Here is a 23,180-nt window from a genome sequence, read left to right as displayed (position 1 = left end):
CCCGCAGGGAGAGGGTTAACCACAACAACTGGACTCATTTCGGCCTCCGTCCACCTAATCTTGGGGATAAGGGCGCCCGCAGCCCTTCCCCGCGCGCGTGCGCGCGATAAGCTCCTGGGCTGAGGGAGGCGCCATTTGCGGTTCAAGCGGCTGAAACTCAGCGGCTTCAAGAGCTTCGTCGATCCGACCGAGCTGCGGATCGAGCCGGGGCTGACCGGCGTCGTCGGCCCCAACGGCTGCGGCAAGTCGAACCTGCTGGAAGCGCTTCGCTGGGTGATGGGCGAAGGCTCCGCCAAGAGCTTGCGCGGCGGCGGCATGGAAGACGTGATCTTCGCCGGCACGGCCCAGCGCCCGGCGCGCGATTTTGCCGAAGTGCAATTGCTCGCCGAGACCGCCGACAATGACGATGGCGAGATCGAGGTCGTCCGCCGGATCGAGCGCGGCGCCGGATCCGCCTATCGCCTGAACGGCCGCGACGTCCGCGCCAAGGACGTCGCGCTGCTGTTTGCTGATGCCGCGACCGGCGCCCACTCGCCCGCGCTCGTCAGCCAGGGCCGGATCAGCGCCGTCATTGCCGCCAAGCCGACCGAGCGCCGCGCGATGCTGGAGGAAGCAGCCGGCATCGCCGGCCTCCACGTCCGCCGCAAGGATGCCGAGCAGAAGCTGCGCGCGACCGAGGCGAACCTGACCCGGCTGGGCGAGCTGATCGGCGACATGGAAACGCGCTCCGGCCAGCTGAAGCGCCAGGCGCGCGCGGCCGAGCGCTACCGGGCGATTTCCGCGGACATCAAGATTGCCGAGGCGCGGCTGATCTTCGCCCGCTGGCGCGAGGCGGCCCAGGCGGCGGAAGCTGCGAAGAAGGAAGCTGCCGCCGCCGAGGATCGTGTTCACCAGCTCGCCGAAGCGCAGCGCGCCGCAGCGGCCTGGAATGCGGAAGCGACCCGCAAGCTCGGCGACGCGCGCGCCGCTGCCCAGGCCGCGCGCGACCGGGCGAACGAGATCGGCCACAAGCTCGCGACCGCGCGCGCGGAGCTGGCGGGGGCGGAGCGGCGACTGGCGGAACTCACCCAGGCGCGCGAGCGGCTTGCGGCCGACCGCGAACGCGAGGGGGCGCTCGCCAACGATGCGGCTGAGGCGATCGCGCGACTGACTGCCGAGGCCAAGGCGCTGGAAACGCGGGTCGCTGCCGCCGAAGCGGGGCGGCCCGGCCTCGTCGCGGAGCTGGCTTCGGCCGAAAGCACCGCGCGGGACGCGGAAGTCGCGCTTGCACAGGCGCTCTCCGCCCAGGCGCGCGAGCAGGCGGAGGCGCAGATCGCGCGCTCGGCCGCCGGCGCAGCGCAGGCGCGCCTTGCCCGCGCGCAACGCGAGCTGGCGCGCGTCGATGCCGAGATCGCGCAGCTCGGTGTTGGAGACGATCTGGCCACAGCGCGTGACGAGGCCGCGGCGCGTCGTGCGGCGGCCGAGCAGGCGAGTGCCGCCGCCGCAGAAGAGATCGAGCGCGCCGAGGCCGAGCGCGCCCAGGCCGCCGCCGATCGCGAACGCGCCGAAGCGGAGCTCGCCTCCGCGCGCGCCGCGCTGGCCGCGCTGGAGAGCGAGGCCGTCGCGCTCGACAAGGCGCTCCAACGCGCGTCGGGCGATCGGTTGATCGATCATGTCCGTGCCGCGCCGGGCTATGAACGCGCGCTCGCGGCTGCGTTCGGCGACGAGCTGGAGACGGCGCTCGCCGGTTGGTCGGAGCTCGCGCCTGATCCGGCCATTGCCGACAGCCTCGCGGCGCATGTGACCGCGCCGGTGGTGCTCGCGCGGCGTGTCGCGCAGATCGCGGTCTGCGAGACGGACGACGGCCGTGCTCTCGCTCCGGGCCAGCAGCTCGTCACGCTGGCTGGCGCGATGCGGCGGTGGGATGGCTTCGCTGCAACCGATGCTGGCGCGGCTGCGGCCGAACGTCTGATCCGCGCCAATCGTCTCGATGCCCTTCGCGCTGCCCTGCCAGGCGCGCGTGCTGCCGTGGAAATTGCGCAGGCCGCGATGGAGACGGCATCGGGTCATCTCGCTGCCGGCCGGGCCGCAGCCGATGAAGCGCGCCGTGCTCTGTCTCAGGCGGAGAGCGACGCCCGCAACGCCCGGCGCGAGGAAGATGCCGCCGAGGCCGCGATCGAACGCTTCGCGGCGCGCCAGTCGGAGCTGGCGAATCGTCGCGAACGCTCGGTCGGCGAGCGCGACGAGGCCGCGCGCGAGGCGGAAGAGGCGAACGTCCGGCTCGCCGCGCTCCCCGACGGGGGCGCCACCGCGCAGTTCGTCGCTTCATTGTCGGCGCAGAGCGAAGCGGCACGCGCGGCGGTGTCGGAAAAGCGCGCGCTCGCCGCGACGTTGGAGCGTTCGATTGCCGGTGATCGCGAACGCCAAGCGGCGGCCCAGGCGGAGGTGAAAGGCTGGCGCGCACGGGCAGGCGAGGCGGCGAAGCGGATCGAGGAAATGGCCCGTCGCGAACGCGCTGCCGAAGCCGAGCTTGCGGCATTGACCGATACGCCCGCGGCGCTCCGCGAAGAGATTGCCGCGCTGGAGTCGCAGCAAGCTGAGGCGCGTACCGAAGCGGAGTCCCTGGCCGCCGGGGAGCGCGCGGCCGAAGCCCAGGTTCGCGAAGGCGAGGCGACGCTTGCGCAGGCCGGCGAGGCCCTCGCTCAGGCCCGTGAGACGCGCGCCGGTGCCGTCGCGCGCGCCGAGGCGGCCGATTCGCGCAGGATAGAGATGGGCCGCGTTTCCGGCGAACGTTTCGAATGCCCGCCGCCGGTGCTGCCGGAACGCATCGGCTTTTCCTCGTCGGATGTTCGCGATCCTGCCGAGGAATCCGCCCGCCACGACAAGCTCAACCTCGATCGCGAGCGGCTGGGACCGGTCAACCTCGTCGCCGAGCAGGAATTGCGCGAGGTGGAGACGGAGCTCGAACGCTCGATCAGTGAGCGTGATGAGCTGACGCAGGCCGTCAATCGCCTGCGCGGTTCGATCGGCAGCCTCAACCGCGAGGGCCGCGCCCGGCTGCTCGCCGCGTTCGAGGAAGTCGACCGCCATTTCCGCCGGCTGTTCGCGCGACTGTTCAACGGCGGCGAAGCCTATCTGCAGCTGGTCGATTCGGACGATCCGCTCGAAGCCGGCCTCGAAATTATGGCCCAGCCGCCAGGCAAGAAGCTCGGCAGCCTCACGTTGCTCTCGGGCGGCGAGCAGGCGCTGACCGCGGTCGCGCTGATCTTCGGCCTGTTCCTTACCAATCCCGCCCCGATCTGCGTGCTCGACGAAGTCGACGCGCCGCTCGACGACGCCAATATCGAGCGCTTTTGCGACCTGCTCGACACGATGGTGACGGAGACGGACACCCGCTACCTGATCGTCACCCACAACGCCGTGACGATGAGCCGTATGCACCGCCTGTTCGGCGTGACGATGGTCGAGCGCGGCGTCAGCCGGTTGGTCTCGGTCGATCTGGGCGGCGCGGAGGAGTTGCTGGCGGCGGAATGACGACAACCCTGCGTTAACAAGCTGAGGCTACGCGCGGTCACCTGGAGGTGCTGCGTGGTTGCGTCGTCGCATTACGAGCGGTTGGGCATCGGACGCGATGCCTCTCAGCAGGATATCGCCAAGGCCTATCGGGCCTTGTGTCGTCGATATCACCCGGACCTGAACGGCGGCCGTGCCGATGCTCTGCGCAAGATGCAGGAGCTCAATGAATCCTATGCGCTGCTGCGCAACCCCGCGCGGCGGAGTTCCCATGACCGCGGGCTCGCCGGCCGTGCCGGCGCGCCCATTGCACGCCGCCGGCCTTGGAAACCGGTTCCGGCCAGCCCGAAGCGGCCGAACCTTGGCGCCTGGTTGCAGGCAGCGATGCTTGCGATATCGGTTTTCCTGACCTTCGCGCCGCAGCCCGTATCGGCAGAAGCGCCCGCCAGCGCATCGCGCGCCGTCCACCCCTGACCCGTTGCCGCCAGGGCGGAGCGGAACTAGTCTCCTGCCGTCCGCGCGCCTGGGCATGTTCGAACCGTACGGGGGTGCCGCATGTCCGAAACGCCGCGAACAATCTCCTTCCTCCTCTTCCCGCAGGTCACCCAGCTTGACCTGACCGGTCCGGCGCAGGTGCTGTCGCGCATGCCGGGCGCGAAGGTGGAGCTGGTCGCGAAGACGCTGGAGCCGGTGCCGACCGATGCCGGCTTTCCGCTGCTGCCGACGGCGACGTTCGACACGGCCGTGCAGCCGGATATCCTCTGCGTGCCCGGTGGGTTCGGCGTTACCGGTGCGATGGAGGACGACGCCACGCTTGCCTGGCTGCGGCACGCGGCCGACGGCGCGCAGTGGGTGACGAGTGTCTGCACCGGCGCGCTGGTGCTGGGGGCGGCAGGCCTGCTGCGCGGCTATCGCGCGACGACGCATTGGGGCAGCCACGAATGGCTGGCGGCGTTCGGCGCGATGCCGGTCAAGCAACGGGTCGTGTTCGACCGCAACCGCGTGACCGGCGGCGGCGTGACGGCGGGCATCGACTTCGGCCTGGCGCTGGTCGCGGCGATCGAGGGCGACGACTATGCGCGCTTCGTCCAGCTCAGCCTGGAATACGACCCCGCTCCGCCGTTCGATTCGGGCTCGCCCGGCAAGGCCGATGCGGCGACGCTGGAGCGCTATCGCGCCATGGTTGCGAAGCACGCGGCCGACCGGCCCGCGCGCTACCAGGCCGCGGCTGCGCGGGCGGCGCGCTGATGGCTGCGCGCTTCGTGCCCGTGATGCCGCCGCGCCTGGATCGGCCGCGATCGGCGTGGAGCGGCGTGTTCGGCAAGAGCGCGCGCAACACGATCGGCGGCTGGTCGGAGCGGGCGTTTGAGGCGCCCTACCTGCGCGGGCGGCTGCTGACCATTACGCTGCATACGATCAGCGATCCGGATGCCGTGCAGCATGTGCTGCTCGACAACGCGGCGAACTATGTGAAGCCCGCCGTCGTCAAGCGGCTGCTGGCCCCGCTCAGCGGGCGGGGCCTGCTGGGGGCGGATGGCGATCTGTGGCGCAAGCAGCGGCGCATGGTTGCGCCGACCTTCGCGCCGGCGGCGATCGCGTCGATGGCGCCGCTGATCGCGCGCGTGGCCGAGCGGCAGGTGGCGGGCTGGCCGAAGGGCCCGGCGCTGCTCGACATGGCCGCCGAAGCCACGCGCGCGACGATGGCGATTATCGTCGAGGCGCTGTTCTCCGCCGATCCGCGACTGATGACGCGCGAGGCGAGCGATCACATCGCGGCCGCCCTCAATGCCGCCGCGGAGGCACGGCTGGGCGCCTTGCTGCGCCTGCCGGTCGCCGAGCTCACACGCACAGGCCGGCGTGGCCGGCGCGGCGTCGTCTTTCTGCGACGCACGCTCGATCGAATCGTGCGCGAGCGTGGTATCGGCGGTGGCGCGGACGATTTCCTGGGCGGCCTGATCCGTGCGCTTGCCCAGCAATTTCCCGAAGCCGAAGCGCTGGAACTTGCGGTCGACAATGCGGCGACCTTTTATCTCGCGGGTCATGAGACGACCGCGAACGCGCTGGCCTGGACGCTCTATCTGCTGAGCGAAGACCGGGAAGCGCAGGAACGCGCCCGCGCCGAGTCGATTGCGGCGCTCTCAGCCGATCCGGCCGAGCTGGCGGACAAATTGCCGTGGACGCGGCAAGTGCTCGAAGAGGCGTTGCGCCTCTACCCATCCGCGCCGCGATTCGACCGCGAGGCGCTGGGCGAAGACGTGCTGTGCGGGGCCCCCATTCGTCGGGGCGAAATCGTCACCGTCATGCCCTGGCTGGTGCACCGGCATCACGCGCTTTGGGACGCGCCGGATGCGTTCGATCCCGAACGCTTCGCGCCAGAAGCCAAGGCACGGTTGCACCGGTTCCAATATATTCCGTTCGGGGCGGGGCCGCGGGTGTGCATCGGCGCGCGCTTTGCGACAATGGAAGCGCTGATCATCCTCGCGCACTGGCTTGCGGCACGGCGCTTCGCGCCGTCGGGACGGCCGGTCGTTCCGGCGGCGAGCGTCACCTTGCGCCCGGAGGGCGGGTTGTGGCTGCAAACAAGCCCCTCCCGCTGATCGGGAGGGGCCTGGATATGTTTACGACTGCAGCGGAGTCAGGTTCACCGCAGCGTATTTGCCGCGACGGTCCACTTCCAGCTCGAACTCGAGCCTGTCGCCTTCGTTGAGGGTCGGCATGCCGGCCCGCTCGACGGCGGAAATGTGGACGAACGCATCGGGCTGACCATCATCGCGCTGGATGAAGCCGAAGCCCTTCATCGCGTTGAAGAACTTGACCGTGCCGCTCGCCTTTTCGCCGGTCAGCTGCCGCTGCGGGCCGCCGGCGCCGCCGCGATCCTCGCGACCGCCGCCACCGCTCGTGACCGGGAGCGGTTCGCCCTCGATCTTGAGGTCGGTCGCCGAGACACGGCCGCCGCGATCGACGAGCGTGAAGCCCAGCGGCTGACCTTCGGCCAGGCCGGTCAGGCCGGCGCGCTCCACGGCAGAGATATGCACGAACACATCCTCGCCGCCATCGTCGCGCACGACAAAGCCGAAGCCCTTTTGCGCGTTGAAGAATTTAACGACGCCCGTGCCTTCGCCGATGACCTGCTGCGGCATGCCGCCGCCGCGCGGGCCGCCGAAGCCGCCACCGCCGCCGCCGCCGAAACCACCGCCGCCGCCACCGAATCCGCCGCCGCGCGGGCCGCCGAAGCCGCCGCCACCGCCGCCGAACCCGCCGCCGCCGTAGCGGCTGCCGCCCGATTCGCTGTAACCGCCGTAGTTCTCGTCACCGAAACCGTCGCGCTTGTCTTTGCCGCCGCCGCGCTGACCCCGTCGTCCTCTATCGAAACCCATTCTTGCCTTCCGGTCGCCCACCTGTATCCAGTCGAACCTCGCACGCCGGGCGCGCATGCCAAGTCCTTGAGACGCATACCCCATAGATGCGTCCACGATTCGCCATAGCCGAGTTTGGGCGTCCCCGCGAACGAAATAATCCACAGCCTTGGCGAAGCGCCGCTTCGCCATTGAGCGTCGGGCCGGGTCCGCCTATGCCGTCGCCCCATATGGCCGTTCATTTTCATGAAGAAGACCTGCCGGCGGGCGTGCTCGCCGACGGCCCCGTCGCTGTCGATACCGAGACGATGGGGCTGCATTCGCACCGCGACCGGCTCTGCCTGGTGCAGATTTCGGACGGGCGCGGCGACGAACACCTCGTCCGCTTCGGCCCCGGCAGCCGCTATGACGCGCCGAATCTGAAGGCCGTGCTCGCCGATCCGGCGCGCGTGAAGCTCTACCATTTCGCCCGCTTCGATCTCGCCGCGATCGAACTCTACCTGGGCGTCACCGCCGCCCCCGTCTACTGCACCAAGATCGCGTCGCGGCTGGTCAGGACCTATACCGACCGGCATGGGTTGAAGGACCTAGTGCGCGAATTGCTCGGCCAGGAAATCTCGAAACAGCAGCAGAGCTCGGACTGGGGCGGCCCGGTGCTGTCCGATGCGCAGAAGGATTATGCCGCGTCCGATGTCCGGTATCTGCACGGCCTGAAGCAGGAGCTCGACCGGCGGCTGCAGCGCGAGGGGCGGATGGAGCTGGCCCAGGCCTGCTTCGATTTCCTGCCCGCGCGTGCGAAGCTCGACCTGGCGGGCTGGCCCGAGGTCGACATCTTCGCCCATGTCTGAAGCGGCGATCCGCTCGCGCGACGAGCGCCGGCGATGGGCGCTGCCGGGCAGCAGCCACGACAAGGTGATTCGCTGGGTCCGGATGCTGCTGCCGATGGCGATCGGCGCGCTGGTCGCCTTCATGTCGATCGCGCCGCTGACGATCGCCGGCGACATGAGCTTCGTGCTCGACAAGAACAAGGTCCAGGTCGCCAAGGAGCGGCTGCGCGTGACCGAGGCGCTGTACCGCGGGCAGGATTCGAAGGGGCAGCCGTTCGCGCTCCGCGCCGGCTCGGCGGTTCAGGCGACGTCGAAGGAGCCGATCGTGCGGCTGCAGGATCTCTCGGCCAGCCTGGCGATGCAGAGCGGCCCGGCAATGCTCCGCGCCGATCGCGCCCGCTACGACATGGACAAGGAGCAGGTGCAGGTCGAAGGGCCGGTCACCTACCAGTCGGCCGACGGCTATCGGCTCGTCACGCGCGACGTCGATGTCGACCTCAACTCCCGCACGATGCAGAGCCAGGGGCCGGTCGACGGCCGGATGCCGCTCGGCACCTTCAGCGGCGGCAAGATTTCGGCGAACCTGCCCGAACGCGTCGTGACGCTGACCGGCCGGGCCCGCTTGCACATCGTCCAGGGAGCCGTCAGAGGGGCGCGATGATCCGGCGGCTGATCCTTGGAAGCTTGTTCGGCGGCGCGCTTGCGATTGCCGCGCCGCTCGTCGCGCAGGCGCTCAAGAACCACAACACCAATGCGCCCGTCGATGTCGCGGCCGATCGCATCGAGGTGCAGGACCGGGCCGATCGCGCAATCTTTGCCGGCAACGTCCATGTCACCCAGGCCGAGCTGACGCTCGATGCGGCACGCGTGACGGTCGCCTACGACCGCTCCAGCGGCAACACCCAGATCGATCGGGTCGATGCGGCGGGCGGCGTTGTCGTCAAATCTCCGTCCGAAACCGCGCACGGCCAGTTCGCGATCTACGACCTCAATCGCCGGCTGATCACGATGACCGGCGGCGTGGTGCTTGAGCAGGGGCCGAACGTCGTCCGCGGCGGTCGGCTGGTGATCGATCTCGACAGCGGCCGCGCGGTGGTCGACGGATCGGCCGTTGGCGGCGCGCCCGGCACCACTTCGACCGGCCGCGGCGGACGCGTGACCGGCCGATTCTCGGTCCCGCAGCGCAAGGGAAGCTAAGCCACTCTTCCCACGTTTCGTCGCATTGTCATGCACGAAGCTTGCCAAACACCCCTTGTTTACCGATCAATAACCCCGATCTGCGAGCAGCCGGAGCCGGCATGAACGACGTCGCCACCTTGACCGCGCCCATCGCGCCCAGCCCGGAGCCGGAAGTCGGCAGCGGTCTCGCCGTCGTGTCGATCGCCAAGGCCTATGACAAGCGCGTGGTGCTGTCGGACGTGTCGCTGGGCATCGGCCGCGGCGAAGTGATCGGGCTGCTTGGCCCCAATGGCGCCGGCAAGACCACCTGCTTTTATTCGATCATGGGGCTGGTGAAGCCCGATTCGGGCCGCATCATGCTCGACGGGCTCGATATCACCGGCCTACCGATGTATCGGCGCGCGATCCTGGGCCTCGGCTACCTGCCCCAGGAAACCTCGATCTTCCGCGGCCTGAGCGTTGAAAAGAACATCCTCGCCGTCCTGGAACTCGCCGAGCCCGATCGCGCCGCCCGTGCGGAGCGGCTCGAGCAATTGCTCGATGAATTCGGCCTGACCCGCTTGCGCCATTCGCCGGCGATGGGCCTGTCGGGCGGCGAGCGCCGGCGCTGCGAAATCGCCCGCGCGCTGGCGGCCAACCCGTCGATCATCCTGATGGATGAGCCGTTCGCCGGCATCGACCCGATCTCGATTTCCGACATCCGCGACCTGATCTGCCAGCTGAAGAAGCGCGGCATCGGCGTGCTGATCACCGACCACAATGTCCGCGAAACCTTGGACATCGTCGACCGCGCTTGCATCATCTACGACGGCCGCGTGCTGTTCCAGGGCAGCCCGGAAGCGCTGGTCGCCGACGAGAATGTTCGCCGCCTCTATCTCGGCGAGCATTTCGAACTCTAGCCATGGCGTCGCTCGCGCCTCGCCTCGACCTGCGCCAGTCGCAATCGCTGGTGATGACGCCGCAGCTTCAGCAGGCAATCAAGCTGCTGGCGCTCTCGAATCTGGAGATCGAAGGCTTCATCGCCGAGGAGCTGGAAAAGAATCCGCTGCTCGAAAGCGGCGGCGAGGAGCGCGCCCCATCCGAAGCGCCGGAACCCGAAGCTGAGGGGTGGGACGGCGACGAGCCACCCGAGCCCGTCACGGCCGATCGTCTGGTCCAGCATGGCGACGGCGTCGCGGACGCGCCGCTCGATGTCGATCTCGTCGCGGAGACTTTCCATCACGACGGGCCGACCGAGAGCTACGGCCTCGACGGCTCACTGGGTGTCAGCGGCGCGGGCGGGGGCAGCAGCGAAGACGGCATCGATTTCGACAGCTTCGCCGGTCAGGCCGAATCGCTGCAGGATCATCTGCTCGCCCAGGCCGGCGAGACGCTGTCGGGCGGCGATTATCTGATTGCGGTGCAGCTGATCGGGCAGATCGATGAAACGGGCTATCTGACCGCGGACCTTGCCGAGCTCGCGCTGCGCCTCGGTGTCGGCGCGGCCGATGTCGAGCGTGTGCTGTGCGTCGTTCAGGGCTTCGATCCGACCGGCGTCGGCGCGCGCAGCCTGGCCGAGTGCCTTGCGCTGCAGGCAAAGGAAGCCGATCGCTACGATCCGTGCATGGCGCGGCTGATCGCGAACCTTGATCTGGTCGCGGCCGGCAAGCTCCAGCACTTGAAGCGCATCTGCCAGGTCGACGACGAAGACCTGGCCGACATGATCCGGGAACTGAGGAACTGCGATCCCAAGCCCGGCCTCCGCTTCGGCGCGGTCCGCACCGAAACGGTGGTGCCGGATATTTTCGTGGCGAAACGGCCGATCGGTTGGGCGATCGAGATCAACGCCGCCACCCTGCCGCGGCTCCTCGTCAATCGAACCTACTATTCCGAGCTCGCGTCCGGGCCGCAGGACAAGACGTCGAAGGCCTGGCTCGCCGACTGCCTGCAAAGCGCCAATTGGCTGATCAAGGCGCTCGACCAGCGCCAGCGCACGATCATCAAGGTCGCGACGGAAATCGTGAAGCAGCAGGAGGCCTTTTTCCTGAAGGGCGTCGAGCATCTGCGGCCATTGACGCTGCGCCAGGTGGCGGAAGCGATCGGCATGCATGAATCGACGGTCAGCCGCGTCACGTCGAACAAATATCTGAGCTGCGCGCGCGGACTGTTCGAGCTGAAATACTTCTTCACCTCCGCGATCCAGGCGGCGGACGGCGGTGAGGCGGTATCGGCCGAGGCGGTCAAGAGCGCGATCAAGGCGCTGATCGCGGCGGAGGAGGCGAACGCGATCCTGTCGGACGACACGCTGGTCGATCTGCTGCGGGAAAAGGGCTTCGACATCGCCCGGCGCACGGTCGCCAAATACCGCGAATCCATGGGAATTGGATCGTCGGTGCAACGAAGGCGACAGAAGGTGCTCCGGGTCGCCTGAGCCGATTTTAACCGCCTATCAACTCTTACCAACTATCGTTAACGAAATCGTCGTTCGCGGTGGGGTAAGTTAATGCGTAAGCTTCGGAATTCGTGCGTTTTGAGCCTCGGGCTCGCGCTTGCGGCCTGCGGTGGCGGCGGGAGCGGCGTCGGTTCGGCCGGCACCCCGGCGCCCACGCCCGCGCCAAGCCCGACGCCTGCTCCTACACCGACGCCGAGTCCGACGCCCACGCCGACGCCGGCTCCCACGCCAACGCCGACGCCGGCTCCGACCCCCACGCCGACGCCGGCTCCTACCCCGACGCCGACGCCTGCACCGACGCCAACGCCAACGCCAACGCCGGCTCCCACCCCGACGCCAACCCCGGCTCCCACGCCAACGCCAACGCCGGCTCCCACCCCGACGCCGACCCCGGCTCCCACGCCGACGCCGACGCCGGCTCCGACCCCCACGCCGACGCCGGCCCCCACGCCGACTCCGTCGCCAACACCCACGCCAACGCCGGGCCAGACCAACACCAGCCTGGCGCCCCTGGTTTACAGCGAAACCTTCGATGCGACGGGCGCACGCACGTCATCGACCGTCATGGCCGCCACCGGCACCGCCACCAATTTCGGCGCAGTCGCGAACGGCTTCGGGCAGGGCGTGTCGCTGGCCTATGATGCGGCCACCGGCGGATATACCGTTACCGATGCGGGCGGCGCGTCTGCGGCGTTCCTGCCGTCAATGCGAACCGCCGCGAGCGACCAGCATGTGACGGTCTATTCGAAGCAGTCGGGCAACGTCGCTGACGATCTGGTGCTGTTCAATCCCGGTGCTGCGAACACGGCAATGCCGCTCAGCTATGTCAGTTACGGCGCCTGGCAGCGCTCGACCGACAACGGCGCGACGGTCGATTTCGCCCAGCAATTCTTCGTCTATGGCATTCGTCAGGGCGCGAACCAGCCGAGCACAGGCTCTGCATCTTACGCGACCGCGGTCGACGGCATCTGGAGCAATCCGGACGGTATCTACAGGCTGGCCGGCAGCAGCTCCTTCACGGCCAATTTCACGAATATGACCGTCGCGACGACCCTGGATCTGCAAGGGACAAACACCAGCTCCAGCATCAGTGACGTCAAGAGCCTTGGCCACTTCAACGGCACCGGCACGATCGCAGCGCTTGGTGGTGGGTTTAGCGGCACGCTGACTCACCAGGGAACGGACGGCAACGGCAATACGCTGAACGGCACCTTCGCCGGCGCCTTCTTCGGTCCGCAGGGCCAGGAAGTCGGCTATACCTTCAGCTTGCGCGACGCGACGGGATCGGGCGGTACCGCTGCCGGTGCCGTGGTCGGCAAGGCCAACTAGCGCCGCTTGTTACGTTCCCGCGGAGGCGGTTTGTGTTGGTTCGTGTCGCCTCCGTCCTGCTGCTCGCTGCTTTGGCGGCGCCTGCGGTTGCGCAGCAGCAAAGCTGTGATCTGGCCCAAGGCTGCGCAACCGGGCTGACTGCGCCGCAGGTGTTCGGGATCGCCGAGCGCTACGCGGCGGCCCGCCGCTTTGCTGATGCCGAGACGCTGCTGAAGGGGCTGACCCACGACCCGAACGCTGACTATCGGGCAGAGGCGCGCTTCCGCCTTGCCGCGTTGCGTGAAGCGCAGGGCGACAAGCAGGGCGCGATCGAGTGGCTGAAGGCACTGCTCGACGAAAAGCCCAATGCCGGTCGACCGCGGCTCGAACTGGCGCGACTGCTGGCCGAGACCGGCGACGAATCCGGCGCGCGCCGGGAATTGCGACGCGCCGGTGCAGCTGGACTGCCTGAGGACGTCGCGCGTGTCGTCGACCGATTTGCGACGGCGCTCCGCTCCAGCCGCACCATCGGCGGTTCGATCGAAGTGGCGATCGCGCCGGACAGCAACATCAATCGCGCGACCACGCAGGAGCGCGTGGACACGGTGGTCGCGCCGCTGACGCTCAGCCGCGATGCGCGCGCCACCTCGGGCATCGGCTTTTCGCTCTCGGCCCAGGGCTTCGCGCGCGGCAAGATCACGGATCATGTCGATCTGTTGAGCCGCGCCTCGGTCCGTGCCGACCTGTACGGCAAGTCGCGCTTCGACGACATCGTCATGACGCTCGCCTCGGGCCCGGAATTCCGGCTGGGCGGCGCGCGCGTGCGGCCAGCCGCGATCGCGCAGCGCCGCTGGTTCGGCGGCGACCTCTATTCGGAAAGCTATGGCGGCTCGCTGAACGTGCTGAAGCCGCTCGACCGGGTCAGCCAGGTCGAAGGCGAGCTGACGTTATTGCAAAGCAACTATGCGCGGATTCCGGTCCAGGATGGCCTGCTCACCGATTTCAATGTGGCCTATGATCGCGCGTTCAGCCCGCGCTTCAGCACCCGGGTCAGCATCCGCGCCACGCGGCAGGACGCGCAGGTCGATTTTCTGTCCACCGACAGCGTCGGCGTCGACCTGCTCGCCTCGCGCTCGTTCGGTAAGCAATTGGGCTTTATCCAGCTGAGCGGCTTCCGGTTGGGCGCGAAGGGCCGTGATCCACTGTTCGGCGCCACGCGAGAAGACAAGCGCTTCGACGTGACTGCCGGCCTGATCATCCGCCGCTTCACCTGGCACGGCCTCGCCCCGTTGATCCGCGTGATCCATACCGAGAGCGATTCGACGATCCCGATCTATGACTTCAGGCGCACCCGCGTGGAGTTCGCGCTAAGCCGGGAGTTCTAGGCCCGCTCCTCGACGCGATCCGCGTTCGGCTTCTCGGCGCCGTCCTGGTCGATCGCGGCGCGGACCATCCGCTCCCAGACCGCGGCGTCACCCGCCGCCGCCATCTCCTCGTCCGGCTCGCGAAGCGTTCTGAGCACCGCGCGCGCATCGTCCAGATGCTCGTGCCATGCCAGGTCGACGACATCGCCTGCCGAAGGGTTCGAGCCTTCCGCGTTCGAGCTCAGTCGCTGGCCGGCCAGCACCCGCGCGATCCGCTCCACCAGCGGCGTGTTCGAGATATCCATCAGCTCACTCCCGATCCTGTCAGGAGCTAAACCGTTTCGCGGGCGTGCGGTTGCGCCGGCGCCCGCCAAGACGTATCTACTCTGTAGATACAGGTGAGGTTATGGGCATTCACATCCGCAAATGGGGCAATAGCGCAGCGGTGCGCTTGCCCGCCGCGGCCCTGGAACAAGCGGGCCTGCACATCGACGACCCGGTGGAGGTGCGCGAGGAAGATGGGCGGATCGTGATTGAGCCCGTCAAATCCGCGCCCGTAGATCTCGATGCTCTTATCGCCGGCATTACCGAGGAGAACCGGCACGAAGAGATCGACTGGGGCCCGCCCCAGGGGCGCGAATTCTGGTGACGGCCTGGGCTCCGGCCGCGGGCGACATCGTCTGGGTGAATTTCGATCCGCAGGCCGGTCGGGAGCAGGCCGGCCATCGTCCGGCAGTCGTGCTATCGCCCCAGCGTTACAATCGACAGGCGCGGCTCATGATGTGCGTTCCGATGACGACGCGGATTAAAGGCTATCCGTTCGAAGTCGCGATCGCCGGCCAGCCGCCGAGCGTCGCCCTGGTCGATCATGCGCGCAGCATCGATTGGGTCGCACGGAAAGCACAACCCAAAGGGCGGGTCTCGGCCGCGGAGCTGGAACGAATCAGGGCGGTCTTGCGCGCCCTGATCGGCTGATCACACGTCCAGGTTGGCGACGCTCAGCGCGTTTTCCTGGATGAACTCGCGGCGGGGCTCGACGACGTCGCCCATCAGGCGCGTGAAGACTTCGTCCGCCACGTCGGCCTGGGCAATCTCGACCTTCAGCAGCGAGCGCACGTCCGGGTCCAGCGTGGTTTCCCACAATTGCTCGGCGTTCATTTCGCCCAGCCCCTTGTAGCGCTGCACCGACAGGCCTTTGCGCCCGGCGGCGAAGATCGCGTCAAGCAGCTCCGACGGGCGGGTGATCGTCACGCCTTTAGGATCGGCCGGTGCGTCCTCGCTTTCCTCCGCGACGGCCGTCTTGGCCGAGACCAGCCGCGACGGTTGCGCATAGCTGTCGGCCTGCTCTTTCGCGAGGCCGTGCAGCTTGCGCGCCTCGGCCGAGCCCAGGAACGCCGCTTCGATAATGTGGTGGTCGGTGACGCCGCGCCACAGCCGCTCGAGATGATAGCCGCCCTCGGCCGCCACGCGCCCGGTCCAGCGCGCCTCGGGGTCGCCGCGGTTCAGCCATTCGGCCACGCGCCCGATCGCCGCGGCCTTGGCATCCGGGCTCATGTCCGGGGCGAGCGCGCCGTTCAGCGCCAGCGCCTCGACGATCGCGGGATCGTAGCGCCGCGGCACATAGGCCATCAGCGCGCGCATCCGGCGGGCGTGGTCCACGACGGCGCGCAGATCGTCGCCGAAGCGCGTGCCTTCGGCCGTCTCCAGCCGCATCGCCTCGACACCCGCGCCGATCAGATACTCGTCCATCGCCGCCTGGTCTTTCAGGTAGCTCTCCGACCGGCCACGCGCGACTTTGTAGAGCGGCGGCTGGGCGATGTAGAGGTGCCCGTTGGCGATGATCTCCGGCATCTGCCGGTAGAAGAAGGTCAGCAGCAGCGTGCGGATATGGGCGCCGTCCACGTCCGCGTCGGTCATGATGATGATCTTGTGGTAGCGCAGCTTGTCGATGTTGAAATCGTCGCGGCCGATGCCCGTGCCCATCGCCTGGATCAGCGTGCCGATTTCCTTGGAGCTCAGCATCCGGTCGAAGCGCGCGCGCTCGACGTTCAGGATCTTGCCCTTCAGCGGCAGGATCGCCTGGTAGTGCCGGTCGCGGCCCTGCTTGGCGGAGCCGCCGGCCGAGTCACCCTCGACCAGGAACAGCTCGGACTTGGCCGGATCGCGCTCCTGACAGTCGGCGAGCTTGCCTGGCAGCGAGGCGATATCCATGACCCCTTTGCGCCGCGTCAGCTCGCGCGCCTTGCGCGCCGCCTCGCGCGCCGCCGCGGCGTCGATGATCTTCTGGACGATCGCCCGCGCATTCTGCGGGTTTTCCTCCAGCCATTCGTCCATCTTGTCCGACATCAGCTGTTCCATCGGCTGACGCACTTCGGAGGAGACGAGCTTGTCCTTGGTCTGCGACGAGAATTTCGGGTCGGGCAGCTTCACCGACACGATCCCGGTCAGCCCCTCGCGCATGTCGTCGCCGGTGAGGGTGACCTTCTCCTTCTTCAGCAGCCCTGAACGCTCGGCGTAATTGTTGAGCGTGCGCGTCAGCGCGGCGCGGAACGCGGCCATATGCGTGCCGCCGTCACGCTGCGGGATGTTGTTGGTGAAGGCGAGGACGTTCTCGTAATAACTGTCGTTCCACTCCAGCGCGATGTCGATTCCGATATTGTCGCGCTGACCGGTAATCGCGATCGGATCGGGGAAAAGCGGCGTCTTCGCGCGGTCCAGCCACTTCACGAACGCAGCGATGCCGCCTTCGTAAAACAGGTCGTGCTCGACCCGCTCCTCGTGCCGCGCATCGACCAGCCGCAGCCGCACGCCCGAGTTCAGGAAGGCGAGCTCGCGATAGCGGTGCTCCAGCTTTTCGAAGTCGAATTCGGTGATCTTGAACGTCTCGGGCGAAGGCAGGAAGGTCACGCGCGTGCCCTTCTTGCCCGCCGGCGCGTCGCCCACCACCTTCAGCGGAGCGACCGCGTCGCCATGGGCAAAGCGCATGAAATGCTCCTTGCCGTCCCGCCAGATGGTCAGGTCCAGATACTCGCTCAGCGCGTTCACCACGCTGACGCCGACGCCGTGCAGGCCGCCCGACACCTTATAGGCATTGTCGTCCGACGTGTTCTCGAACTTACCGCCCGCGTGCAGCTGGGTCATGATGACCTCCGCCGCCGACACGCCCTCTTCCGGGTGGATGCCGACCGGAATGCCGCGGCCATTGTCCTCCACCGAGACGGAGCCGTCGGGGTTCAGCTGGATCAGGATCAGGTCGCAATGCCCGGCCAGCGCCTCGTCGATCGCATTGTCCGAGACCTCGAACACCATGTGGTGCAGGCCGGAGCCGTCATCGGTGTCGCCGATATACATGCCGGGCCGCTTGCGGACCGCGTCGAGGCCCTTCAGCACCTTGATCGAATCGGCGCCGTAACTGTTCGCATTGGGGGAAGTTGCCATAGCGAGCATATAGGGTCTCACCCCTTGGAACGGAAGCAAAATGGACCGTTTTCCACAGCCGAAACCGCCGCTACGCTGAGCGCACAACAAGGGAGAGAAAGACATGAAAAGGGTCGTGATTATCGGGGCCGCGGTGGCGGTGGTGGCGCTGGTGCAGGCCGCGGGGGCGGCGCCGAAGCCGGCCGCGACGGTCAAGGTGCCGCCGCTCGCCATCGTCGAGGGGCGCCACGCCGCGATGATGATGTCGTCCTCGGCTTTCGGAGCGATGCGGGCCCAGGCCAATGCCGACGATCTGAAACGCGCCGTGCGGCCGGCCCAGGCGCTCAACCTCTGGGCCAAGGCGATCCCCGGCATGTTCCCTGCGGGCACGAACGTGGCGCCGACCGACGCGCTGCCTGCGGTCTGGACCGACCGCGCCGGCTTCGATGCCGCAGCCCAGACCTATGTCGCCGCGACGGCCGCTGCCGTCCAGGCGGCGACCGCAAACGACAAGACCGCCTTTGCCGCCGCGCTCGATCAGGTCGGCAAATCCTGCTCAGCCTGCCACGACAAATATCGGAAGGCCGAAGAGAAGCACTAGACCGGCCGTGCCGCGGCGCGCCGGCGCTGGGCGGCGCCGGCGACCCAATAGGCGCAGCCGATCGCCAGCACGATCGTGATGCCGCTCAGGCTGTGCGGCGCGTCTTCGTAGATCATCGCGGCCATCAGCGCCGCGTTGATCGCCAGGCTCGCCAGGATCGGGAGCGGATAAAGCGGGGTGCGGAACGGGCGCGGCAGGTCGGGCTCCGTCCGGCGCAGGCGCAGCGCGGCCAGGCTGACGGCGCTGTTGATCAGGATCAGCAGCGCCACGCTATAGGCGACCAGGGCCGCATAATTGCCCGACCAGGCGAGCAGCGCACCGGGCGTCGCGAGCGCCAGCAGCGCCACGCGGGGCGTTCCGGTCATGGATACCTGCGTCAGCGGTGCCGGCAGCACGCCGCACCGCGCCATCGCGAACGTGACCCGGCTGCCCGACATCAGGTAGAGGTTGGTGATCGCCAGGACCGACAGGGCCGCCAGCATCGACACGAGCAGGTCCGCCCGGCCGCCCAGCCGCGCCTGCATCGCATCGGCGGCCGGCAGGTTGGACGCGGCGATCTGGACCGGCGTCAGCGCATGCAGCAGCGCGACGTTCACGATCGTGTAGAGCGCGGTCACGAGCAGGATGCTGCCGAACACCGAACGGGGCAGATTCCGCTCCGGCGCCTGCACTTCCTCGCAGAAATAGGTGGCGAGGTTCCATCCGTCATAAGTGTTCTTGACCGCGCGGGCGGCGACAGCGAACGCGACGATCGACAGGCCCGGCGAAATGACAGGCGCCGGGCTGGCCTGCGCCGCCGATCCGAACAGCAGCCCGATCAGCACGATCAGGCCGACGCGTTTGGCGAAGCTGCCGACGCTCACGCTCGCGCCGCAGATGCGCGTGCCGGTCCAATTGACCGCGGTGAACGTGGCGACGACGATGGCGGCGAGCCGGCCGGTCGGTTGGCCCGCCATCAGGCCGAGGCGTTGCAGATATTCGGCTGAGACCACGGCCAGGAAGCCGATCGCGACCATCGCGTTGATGGTGTCGGCCCAGCCGATCGTCGCTGCGGCGGTTCGCCCGAACGCGCGATCGACAAAGGCATAGGGGCCGCCCGCGCACGGGACGGCGGTCGCGATCTCGACCGTACCGCAGGCGTCCAGCAGACAGAACAGCCCGATGCCGAGCCAGAGAAGGACGATGATGGTGGGGTCGGGAACCGCGCCGGCGACAATGCCCGGCGTGCGCAGGATGCCCTGGCCGACCATGCCGCCGACGGACGCGGCAAGCCCGAAGCTCACGCCCAGGACGCGGACCAGATCGGTGTTCGGTCGGCGGCCGGTGTGCCCCATCCCGCTCCCCTCTACGGGACGCGGATCATCTCATGGCTGCTCGGCCGACACAAGCGGTCGAGGACGGGCGGCTCAGGAGTGGAAGCCGGTGAACGTCGCCGTGATCTCGTCGGTGCTGCGGGCGGCCCAGTCGCGTGCGTCGGCGGCGTTGTCGTACAGCTTCAGCGTCAGCGCGCCGTGATTGAAGGCCCGGTCGCAGACCAGGGTCAGCGCAATCGCGATCATCATGGACGTAAGGCGCTTCATGCTGCCCGGTCTAAACGGGATTGCTTAAGGAATGGCGAAGGATTGACCTTGCGCCTCCGTTATCAATGTGATGTTATCACGTTAATGATCGAAGGAGGATGCGATGCACCGCACGACCGCTCCCGCCGCCGAGTTCCAACCCTTTTCGCAGATGAACACCACTCCGCTGATCGACATTCTACTGGTGCTGCTGATCATGTTCATCCTGACCATCCCGGCCCAGATGCATAAGGTCGGCATCGATCTGCCGAGCCCGCGCCCCGGTCTGGCAGCCCAGCCCGAAACCCACCGCCTCGCGATTGCCGCGGATGGCACGCTGAGCTGGGATGGTCTCCCGCTCGCCGATGCCGATCTCGTCCCTCGGCTACACGCCATTGCCGGCCGCCCCGAAGCAACGCTCCAGCTCCAGTCCGCGGCAGAGACGCGTTACGCGCGCTTCGACGCGATCCTGGCAGACGTGAAGCGCGCCGGCATCACCCGGTTGGGGTTCGTCGGCAATGAACGATTCCGGTTCTAGGGAACCGCCTTTCCGGATGCCGCCTCAGAAATAGCTGCCGGTCTTCAGGCATTTCTGCCAGTGGCTCATGGCCCGCATCCGGCAGGTCCCGTCCGAACAGAGCGCCACGTCGGCCTGGTATTTCTGCGCGCACTCCTTCTTATCGCCCGCCGCACCCGAGGCCGTCCGGGTTGCGGCGGCGGCCGGGCTGGGCGGCCCCAGCAGGGCCTTCATCTCTGCCGAGGTCGCATAGTCCGCCGGGACTTTCCCGTCCCGGTCGCGCGCGGAGCGGCTGGCGCCGTGCGCGATCAGCACCTTGGCCGCCGAGACCCGGTCGCGGCTGGCCGCGGTGTGCAGCAGGGTCGATCCGACATCGTCCTTGGCGTTCGCGCCGACGCAGTCGTCGAGCAGCAGCGCAAGCTCGTCGGGATGATTGTACCAGATGTCGTCGCGCGCACGCAGGATCGGGCGCATTGCCGCCGACCGGCCGTTGTTCGCGCGCTCCGCAATCACCGCGGCGCAGGCGCCGTTCCCGGCCGAACTGCCGGCCGGCCCCCTTGTCTCGGGCACCGTATCGACGGATCGGACAGAGGCCATGTTCGGCGCGCTCATCGCCTTCGCCAGCGCGGCCTTGACCATCGGCCCGGTCGCCACGTCATAGGGCTTCAGGCCCGCAGCCGTTTTGAGGGTCGGATCGGCGCCGCGCGCGAGCAGCGCGTTCACCATCTCAAGATTGCCGGCATCAGCCGCGGAATGAAGCAGGGTATAGCCCTCTTCCGTCTGCATGTTGATGTCGAACGGCTTGGCATCGACGATCGCCAGCGCCTCGGCATTGTGCTTGATCGTGATGTCGTAGCGCGCCGTCGTGAACGGATCGGCCTCCGCCAGCGCCGGGCTTGCCGACAGGGCAACCGAAAGCCCGATCGCGAACGTCTTGAACAAAGCTTTCATACCGCCCCCGTTGTGATCCCCGTCGCATAACGGGATGAAAGCATTCCGGATTGTAAGAATCCGCCGTCGTGAGGACCTGCGTGAATCAGCGGCCCGCGGTTGCCCGGGCGAGGGCGCGCTACCGCCGTCGGCGCGGCGGAGGCGGCGGCGGCGGGCGCAGCCGGCACGCCTGCTCGGCGACGGTTTCGCCCGTCGTTCCCGGCGTCGGCGGTCCCATGCGCTGCATCGCCAGCTCCTCGCCATCGCGCTGGTCCGCGATGACCTGGCCGGCGCTGTCCAGCGAGACCGTTTCGATGACGGCTGAGGTGCCGGCGCGGCAGTCGATCAGCTCCAGATGCCGCTCCTCGACCGTGCCGTCGCGCTTGGGCGGGGCATAATGGATGCGCCACCAGGCGCGCTGCAGCGGACGCCAGTTGAGCGAGGCACGGTTGATCTCGATCGCGCCGCCGCCTGCGCCTGTTCCCACCGCAGTCCAGCGCGGCATCGGCGCCGCCGCCATTGCCGGCCCGGCCAGCAGGGCGATCAGCAGAAGAGTCGGTTTCATGGCATGCACCTCCCGAGTCGCTTTTAGCACGGACGGTCCCATTCGCCGTGCGGCCGATCACAGGTCTGCGCGCTATGTCGGCTGGCGGACAGATTTCGCCTGACGTTCATGTTACAAGCGATGCGTGTCGGGGGGTCGTAGCGCGTGGCAGAGTACAAGCTTTACTGTCTCGACCCCAAGGGTCGGATTGCCCGACGGCATGAGTTCGAGGCATCGGACGACGCCGACGCGATCGATCGCGCGCGCACGGATCATCCCGACGAAAGCTGCGAACTCTGGTGCGGGACCCGCAAGGTTGCGCTGATCCCGGCCGGCGGCGAACCCGTTCTCGCGCGCCCGTTCGTCTAGTCGGCGCTCGCCTAGTCTGCGAGCGTCCGGCCGATATCGGCCGGCTCGGGCCGTCCGCCTTTTTCCCGTTCCGCCGCCAGCCGTGCGCCTTCCTTGGCGAGCATGTCGAACAGCCGCTCGGGGTCGCTGAACCGCAATCCCGCGGCAAAGGCTTCCGCACCCTCGGCCACGATGATCTCGCGCTCACCGGCGGCGATGCCGGCCAGGATCCGTTGCGCGCAGGCCGACGGGGCCATGCCTGCCTCGATGTTCGGGTCCGATTCTCCGCGCGCCGATCCATCGGCCAGCAAGGCGTTCGCCGCGACCTGCGTGCGCACCGATCCCGGCAGCACCGTCGTCACGCCGATGCCATAGGCCTGCTCCACTTCGGCGCGGAGCGCGTCGAGATAGCCGATCAGCCCGTGCTTCGCCGCGCAATAGCCGGTGCGGAGCACCGTTCCGAGCCGTCCGGCGACCGAGCTGATGCCGACGATGTGCCCCGATCGCCGCGCGGCCATGCCGGGCAGCATCAATTGCGTCAGCCAGATCGGCGCCAGCAGGTCAGTCTCGACGATCGTCCGATACACCTCCGGCCGCGTGTCGACGGCCAGGCTGCGCTGGCTGATGCCGGCGTTGTTGACGAGCATGTCGATCGCGCCCGCCTGCGCGACCACGCCGGGCAGCGCGGCCCAGTCGGTCGCCTCGAACGGCAGCACGGCAGCGTCGGGCTGCACCCGCGCCGCGACCGCGCCCAGCGCCTCCCGCCTTCGCCCGGACAGCACCAGCCGCGCGCCCGCCGCCGCGAACGCCTCCGCCAGCGCCGCGCCGATCCCCGAGGATGCGCCCGTGATCCATATCCGCTTGCCCGCAAAGCTCATCGTCCGCTCCAGTAATCGAAGGCCTGCCCCTGCAGCTCGCGCACCAGCGCGCGGGCGTCAGGCCCCGTCCACGCGCCGTCATGCCCATAGCGATAGGCGCTTGCCACCCACCAGCCCTGGCCGGGCAGCCCGTCCGATTCGCGCACGACCAGCACCGCCAGCTCCGGCTCCCCCGCCGCCGCGCCGGCATCGTCGATCGCGCCCAGCACTGCGCACAGCGCCCGCATCTTGGGCCGGGTGAAGCGATAGCCGAGCTGCCCGAGCACCTCAGAATAGGAGACCGCACGCCCCTCCCGCGCCGCCGCGACCAGCAACGCCCGCACCTCGGCGACGTCGAACAGCCGTCCCGCTGCGGCACAGTCCCCGGTTGAGACAGCGTTAACCATAAGCCTCTCCCGCCGTCGCGCGGCGAATGCGTCACAAGGTGTC

General features: G+C 68.3%; 25 protein-coding genes. 16 read left to right on the top strand and 9 right to left on the bottom strand.

The window, feature by feature from the left end; genetic code table 11:
- Window positions 1–135: 135 nt before the first annotated feature.
- From SCH01S_RS10125 to SCH01S_RS10110, 4 genes are all read left to right on the top strand, one after another.
- The gene (locus tag SCH01S_RS10125; RefSeq protein ID WP_046348667.1) at window positions 136–3,513 is read left to right on the top strand and encodes a chromosome segregation SMC family protein; all 3,378 of its coding nucleotides are present in this window, start codon (window positions 136–138) and stop codon (window positions 3,511–3,513) included.
- A 54-nt stretch (window positions 3,514–3,567) separates the two neighbouring features.
- Window positions 3,568–3,966, top strand: coding sequence for a J domain-containing protein (locus SCH01S_RS15875; protein ID WP_169746383.1), 399 nt, complete (start codon window positions 3,568–3,570; stop codon window positions 3,964–3,966).
- Window positions 3,967–4,047: 81 nt separating this feature from the next.
- A complete protein-coding gene (locus tag SCH01S_RS10115; RefSeq protein ID WP_046348666.1) occupies window positions 4,048–4,740 on the top strand; it encodes a DJ-1/PfpI family protein in 693 nt (230 codons plus the stop codon).
- Window positions 4,740–6,089, top strand: a complete 1,350-nt coding sequence (locus SCH01S_RS10110) for a cytochrome P450 (RefSeq protein WP_084689499.1) — start codon at window positions 4,740–4,742, stop codon at window positions 6,087–6,089. Before SCH01S_RS10115 ends, SCH01S_RS10110 begins: the two co-directional genes overlap by 1 nt.
- A 21-nt stretch (window positions 6,090–6,110) precedes the next feature.
- On the opposite strand, the gene SCH01S_RS17345 is transcribed toward SCH01S_RS10110, so the two are convergent.
- Window positions 6,111–6,869 carry a cold-shock protein gene (locus tag SCH01S_RS17345; RefSeq protein ID WP_046348665.1) on the bottom strand — a complete coding sequence of 253 codons (759 nt, stop codon included), beginning with the start codon at window positions 6,867–6,869 and terminating at the stop codon, window positions 6,111–6,113.
- 209 nt (window positions 6,870–7,078) lie between these two features.
- Here SCH01S_RS17345 and SCH01S_RS10100 point away from each other — a divergent pair, with 209 nt between their 5' ends.
- From SCH01S_RS10100 to SCH01S_RS10070, 7 genes are all read left to right on the top strand, one after another.
- Window positions 7,079–7,696 carry a ribonuclease D gene (locus SCH01S_RS10100; RefSeq protein ID WP_046348713.1) on the top strand — a complete coding sequence of 206 codons (618 nt, stop codon included), beginning with the start codon at window positions 7,079–7,081 and terminating at the stop codon, window positions 7,694–7,696.
- A complete protein-coding gene (lptC, locus tag SCH01S_RS10095) occupies window positions 7,689–8,336 on the top strand; it encodes an LPS export ABC transporter periplasmic protein LptC (RefSeq protein WP_046348664.1) in 648 nt (215 codons plus the stop codon). The genes SCH01S_RS10100 and lptC overlap by 8 nt, the downstream gene beginning before the upstream one ends.
- Window positions 8,333–8,872: an LptA/OstA family protein gene (locus SCH01S_RS10090; protein ID WP_046348663.1), complete on the top strand. Its 540-nt coding sequence runs from the start codon at window positions 8,333–8,335 to the stop codon at window positions 8,870–8,872. Before lptC ends, SCH01S_RS10090 begins: the two co-directional genes overlap by 4 nt.
- Window positions 8,873–8,973: 101 nt before the next feature.
- Window positions 8,974–9,753 carry an LPS export ABC transporter ATP-binding protein gene (gene lptB, locus SCH01S_RS10085; RefSeq protein ID WP_046348662.1) on the top strand — a complete coding sequence of 260 codons (780 nt, stop codon included), beginning with the start codon at window positions 8,974–8,976 and terminating at the stop codon, window positions 9,751–9,753.
- 2 nt (window positions 9,754–9,755) lie between these two features.
- Complete coding sequence (rpoN, locus tag SCH01S_RS10080) at window positions 9,756–11,264, top strand: RNA polymerase factor sigma-54 (protein ID WP_046348661.1); 1,509 nt, start codon at window positions 9,756–9,758, stop codon at window positions 11,262–11,264.
- 585 nt (window positions 11,265–11,849) lie between these two features.
- Entirely contained in the window at window positions 11,850–12,614 is a 765-nt protein-coding gene (locus SCH01S_RS16885; RefSeq protein ID WP_052733892.1) for a HupA family protein, read from the top strand.
- 32 nt (window positions 12,615–12,646) lie between these two features.
- Window positions 12,647–13,978 carry a surface lipoprotein assembly modifier gene (locus SCH01S_RS10070; RefSeq protein WP_169746382.1) on the top strand — a complete coding sequence of 444 codons (1,332 nt, stop codon included), beginning with the start codon at window positions 12,647–12,649 and terminating at the stop codon, window positions 13,976–13,978.
- Here SCH01S_RS10070 and SCH01S_RS10065 read toward each other — a convergent pair.
- Window positions 13,975–14,262, bottom strand: a complete 288-nt coding sequence (locus SCH01S_RS10065) for a hypothetical protein (protein WP_046348658.1) — start codon at window positions 14,260–14,262, stop codon at window positions 13,975–13,977. The genes SCH01S_RS10070 and SCH01S_RS10065 overlap by 4 nt on opposite strands.
- Before the next feature lie 101 nt (window positions 14,263–14,363).
- Here SCH01S_RS10065 and SCH01S_RS10060 point away from each other — a divergent pair, with 101 nt between their 5' ends.
- Together SCH01S_RS10060 and mazF are read left to right on the top strand one after the other, a co-directional pair.
- A complete protein-coding gene (locus SCH01S_RS10060; protein WP_046348657.1) occupies window positions 14,364–14,606 on the top strand; it encodes an AbrB/MazE/SpoVT family DNA-binding domain-containing protein in 243 nt (80 codons plus the stop codon).
- On the top strand, window positions 14,603–14,932 hold the full coding sequence (gene mazF, locus SCH01S_RS10055) for an endoribonuclease MazF (RefSeq protein WP_046348656.1): 330 nt from the start codon (window positions 14,603–14,605) through the stop codon (window positions 14,930–14,932). Before SCH01S_RS10060 ends, mazF begins: the two co-directional genes overlap by 4 nt.
- Here the strand turns inward: mazF and gyrB are convergent, their stop codons facing one another.
- Window positions 14,933–17,395 carry a DNA topoisomerase (ATP-hydrolyzing) subunit B gene (gene gyrB, locus SCH01S_RS10050; RefSeq protein ID WP_084689497.1) on the bottom strand — a complete coding sequence of 821 codons (2,463 nt, stop codon included), beginning with the start codon at window positions 17,393–17,395 and terminating at the stop codon, window positions 14,933–14,935. It abuts the gene before it with no gap.
- Between the two features lie 103 nt (window positions 17,396–17,498).
- Here gyrB and SCH01S_RS15860 point away from each other — a divergent pair, with 103 nt between their 5' ends.
- Window positions 17,499–17,975 (top strand): c-type cytochrome, encoded by a 477-nt coding sequence (locus SCH01S_RS15860; protein ID WP_052733891.1) that lies wholly within the window; start codon window positions 17,499–17,501, stop codon window positions 17,973–17,975.
- On the opposite strand, the gene SCH01S_RS10040 is transcribed toward SCH01S_RS15860, so the two are convergent.
- Together SCH01S_RS10040 and SCH01S_RS16460 are read right to left on the bottom strand one after the other, a co-directional pair.
- The gene (locus SCH01S_RS10040; RefSeq protein WP_046348654.1) at window positions 17,972–19,309 is read right to left on the bottom strand and encodes an APC family permease; all 1,338 of its coding nucleotides are present in this window, start codon (window positions 19,307–19,309) and stop codon (window positions 17,972–17,974) included. The two genes, SCH01S_RS15860 and SCH01S_RS10040, sit on opposite strands and share 4 nt — an antisense overlap.
- A 72-nt stretch (window positions 19,310–19,381) precedes the next feature.
- On the bottom strand, window positions 19,382–19,555 hold the full coding sequence (locus SCH01S_RS16460) for a hypothetical protein (RefSeq protein WP_169746381.1): 174 nt from the start codon (window positions 19,553–19,555) through the stop codon (window positions 19,382–19,384).
- A 103-nt stretch (window positions 19,556–19,658) separates the two neighbouring features.
- Between SCH01S_RS16460 and SCH01S_RS10035 the strand changes: the two genes are divergently transcribed.
- On the top strand, window positions 19,659–20,072 hold the full coding sequence (locus SCH01S_RS10035; protein ID WP_046348653.1) for an ExbD/TolR family protein: 414 nt from the start codon (window positions 19,659–19,661) through the stop codon (window positions 20,070–20,072).
- Between the two features lie 24 nt (window positions 20,073–20,096).
- On the opposite strand, the gene SCH01S_RS10030 is transcribed toward SCH01S_RS10035, so the two are convergent.
- Both SCH01S_RS10030 and SCH01S_RS16785 read right to left on the bottom strand, forming a co-directional pair.
- Complete coding sequence (locus tag SCH01S_RS10030; protein WP_046348652.1) at window positions 20,097–21,002, bottom strand: ankyrin repeat domain-containing protein; 906 nt, start codon at window positions 21,000–21,002, stop codon at window positions 20,097–20,099.
- A 118-nt stretch (window positions 21,003–21,120) separates the two neighbouring features.
- Window positions 21,121–21,546: a hypothetical protein gene (locus tag SCH01S_RS16785; protein WP_046348651.1), complete on the bottom strand. Its 426-nt coding sequence runs from the start codon at window positions 21,544–21,546 to the stop codon at window positions 21,121–21,123.
- Window positions 21,547–21,690: 144 nt separating this feature from the next.
- On the opposite strand from SCH01S_RS16785, the gene SCH01S_RS10020 reads away from it, so the two are divergent.
- Window positions 21,691–21,894, top strand: coding sequence for a hypothetical protein (locus tag SCH01S_RS10020; protein WP_046348650.1), 204 nt, complete (start codon window positions 21,691–21,693; stop codon window positions 21,892–21,894).
- An 11-nt stretch (window positions 21,895–21,905) separates the two neighbouring features.
- Here SCH01S_RS10020 and SCH01S_RS10015 read toward each other — a convergent pair whose 3' ends face one another.
- Window positions 21,906–22,751 (bottom strand): SDR family NAD(P)-dependent oxidoreductase, encoded by an 846-nt coding sequence (locus tag SCH01S_RS10015; RefSeq protein ID WP_046348649.1) that lies wholly within the window; start codon window positions 22,749–22,751, stop codon window positions 21,906–21,908.
- Window positions 22,748–23,137, bottom strand: coding sequence for a hypothetical protein (locus SCH01S_RS10010; protein ID WP_046348648.1), 390 nt, complete (start codon window positions 23,135–23,137; stop codon window positions 22,748–22,750). Before SCH01S_RS10010 ends, SCH01S_RS10015 begins: the two co-directional genes overlap by 4 nt.
- Window positions 23,138–23,180 lie beyond the last annotated feature (43 nt).

This window comes from Sphingomonas changbaiensis NBRC 104936, assembly GCF_000974765.1.
GTDB lineage: Bacteria > Pseudomonadota > Alphaproteobacteria > Sphingomonadales > Sphingomonadaceae > Sphingomonas_B > Sphingomonas_B changbaiensis.
The sequence above is the reverse complement of the archived record's forward strand: the minus strand, read 5'-3'. Positions and strand labels throughout refer to the sequence as shown.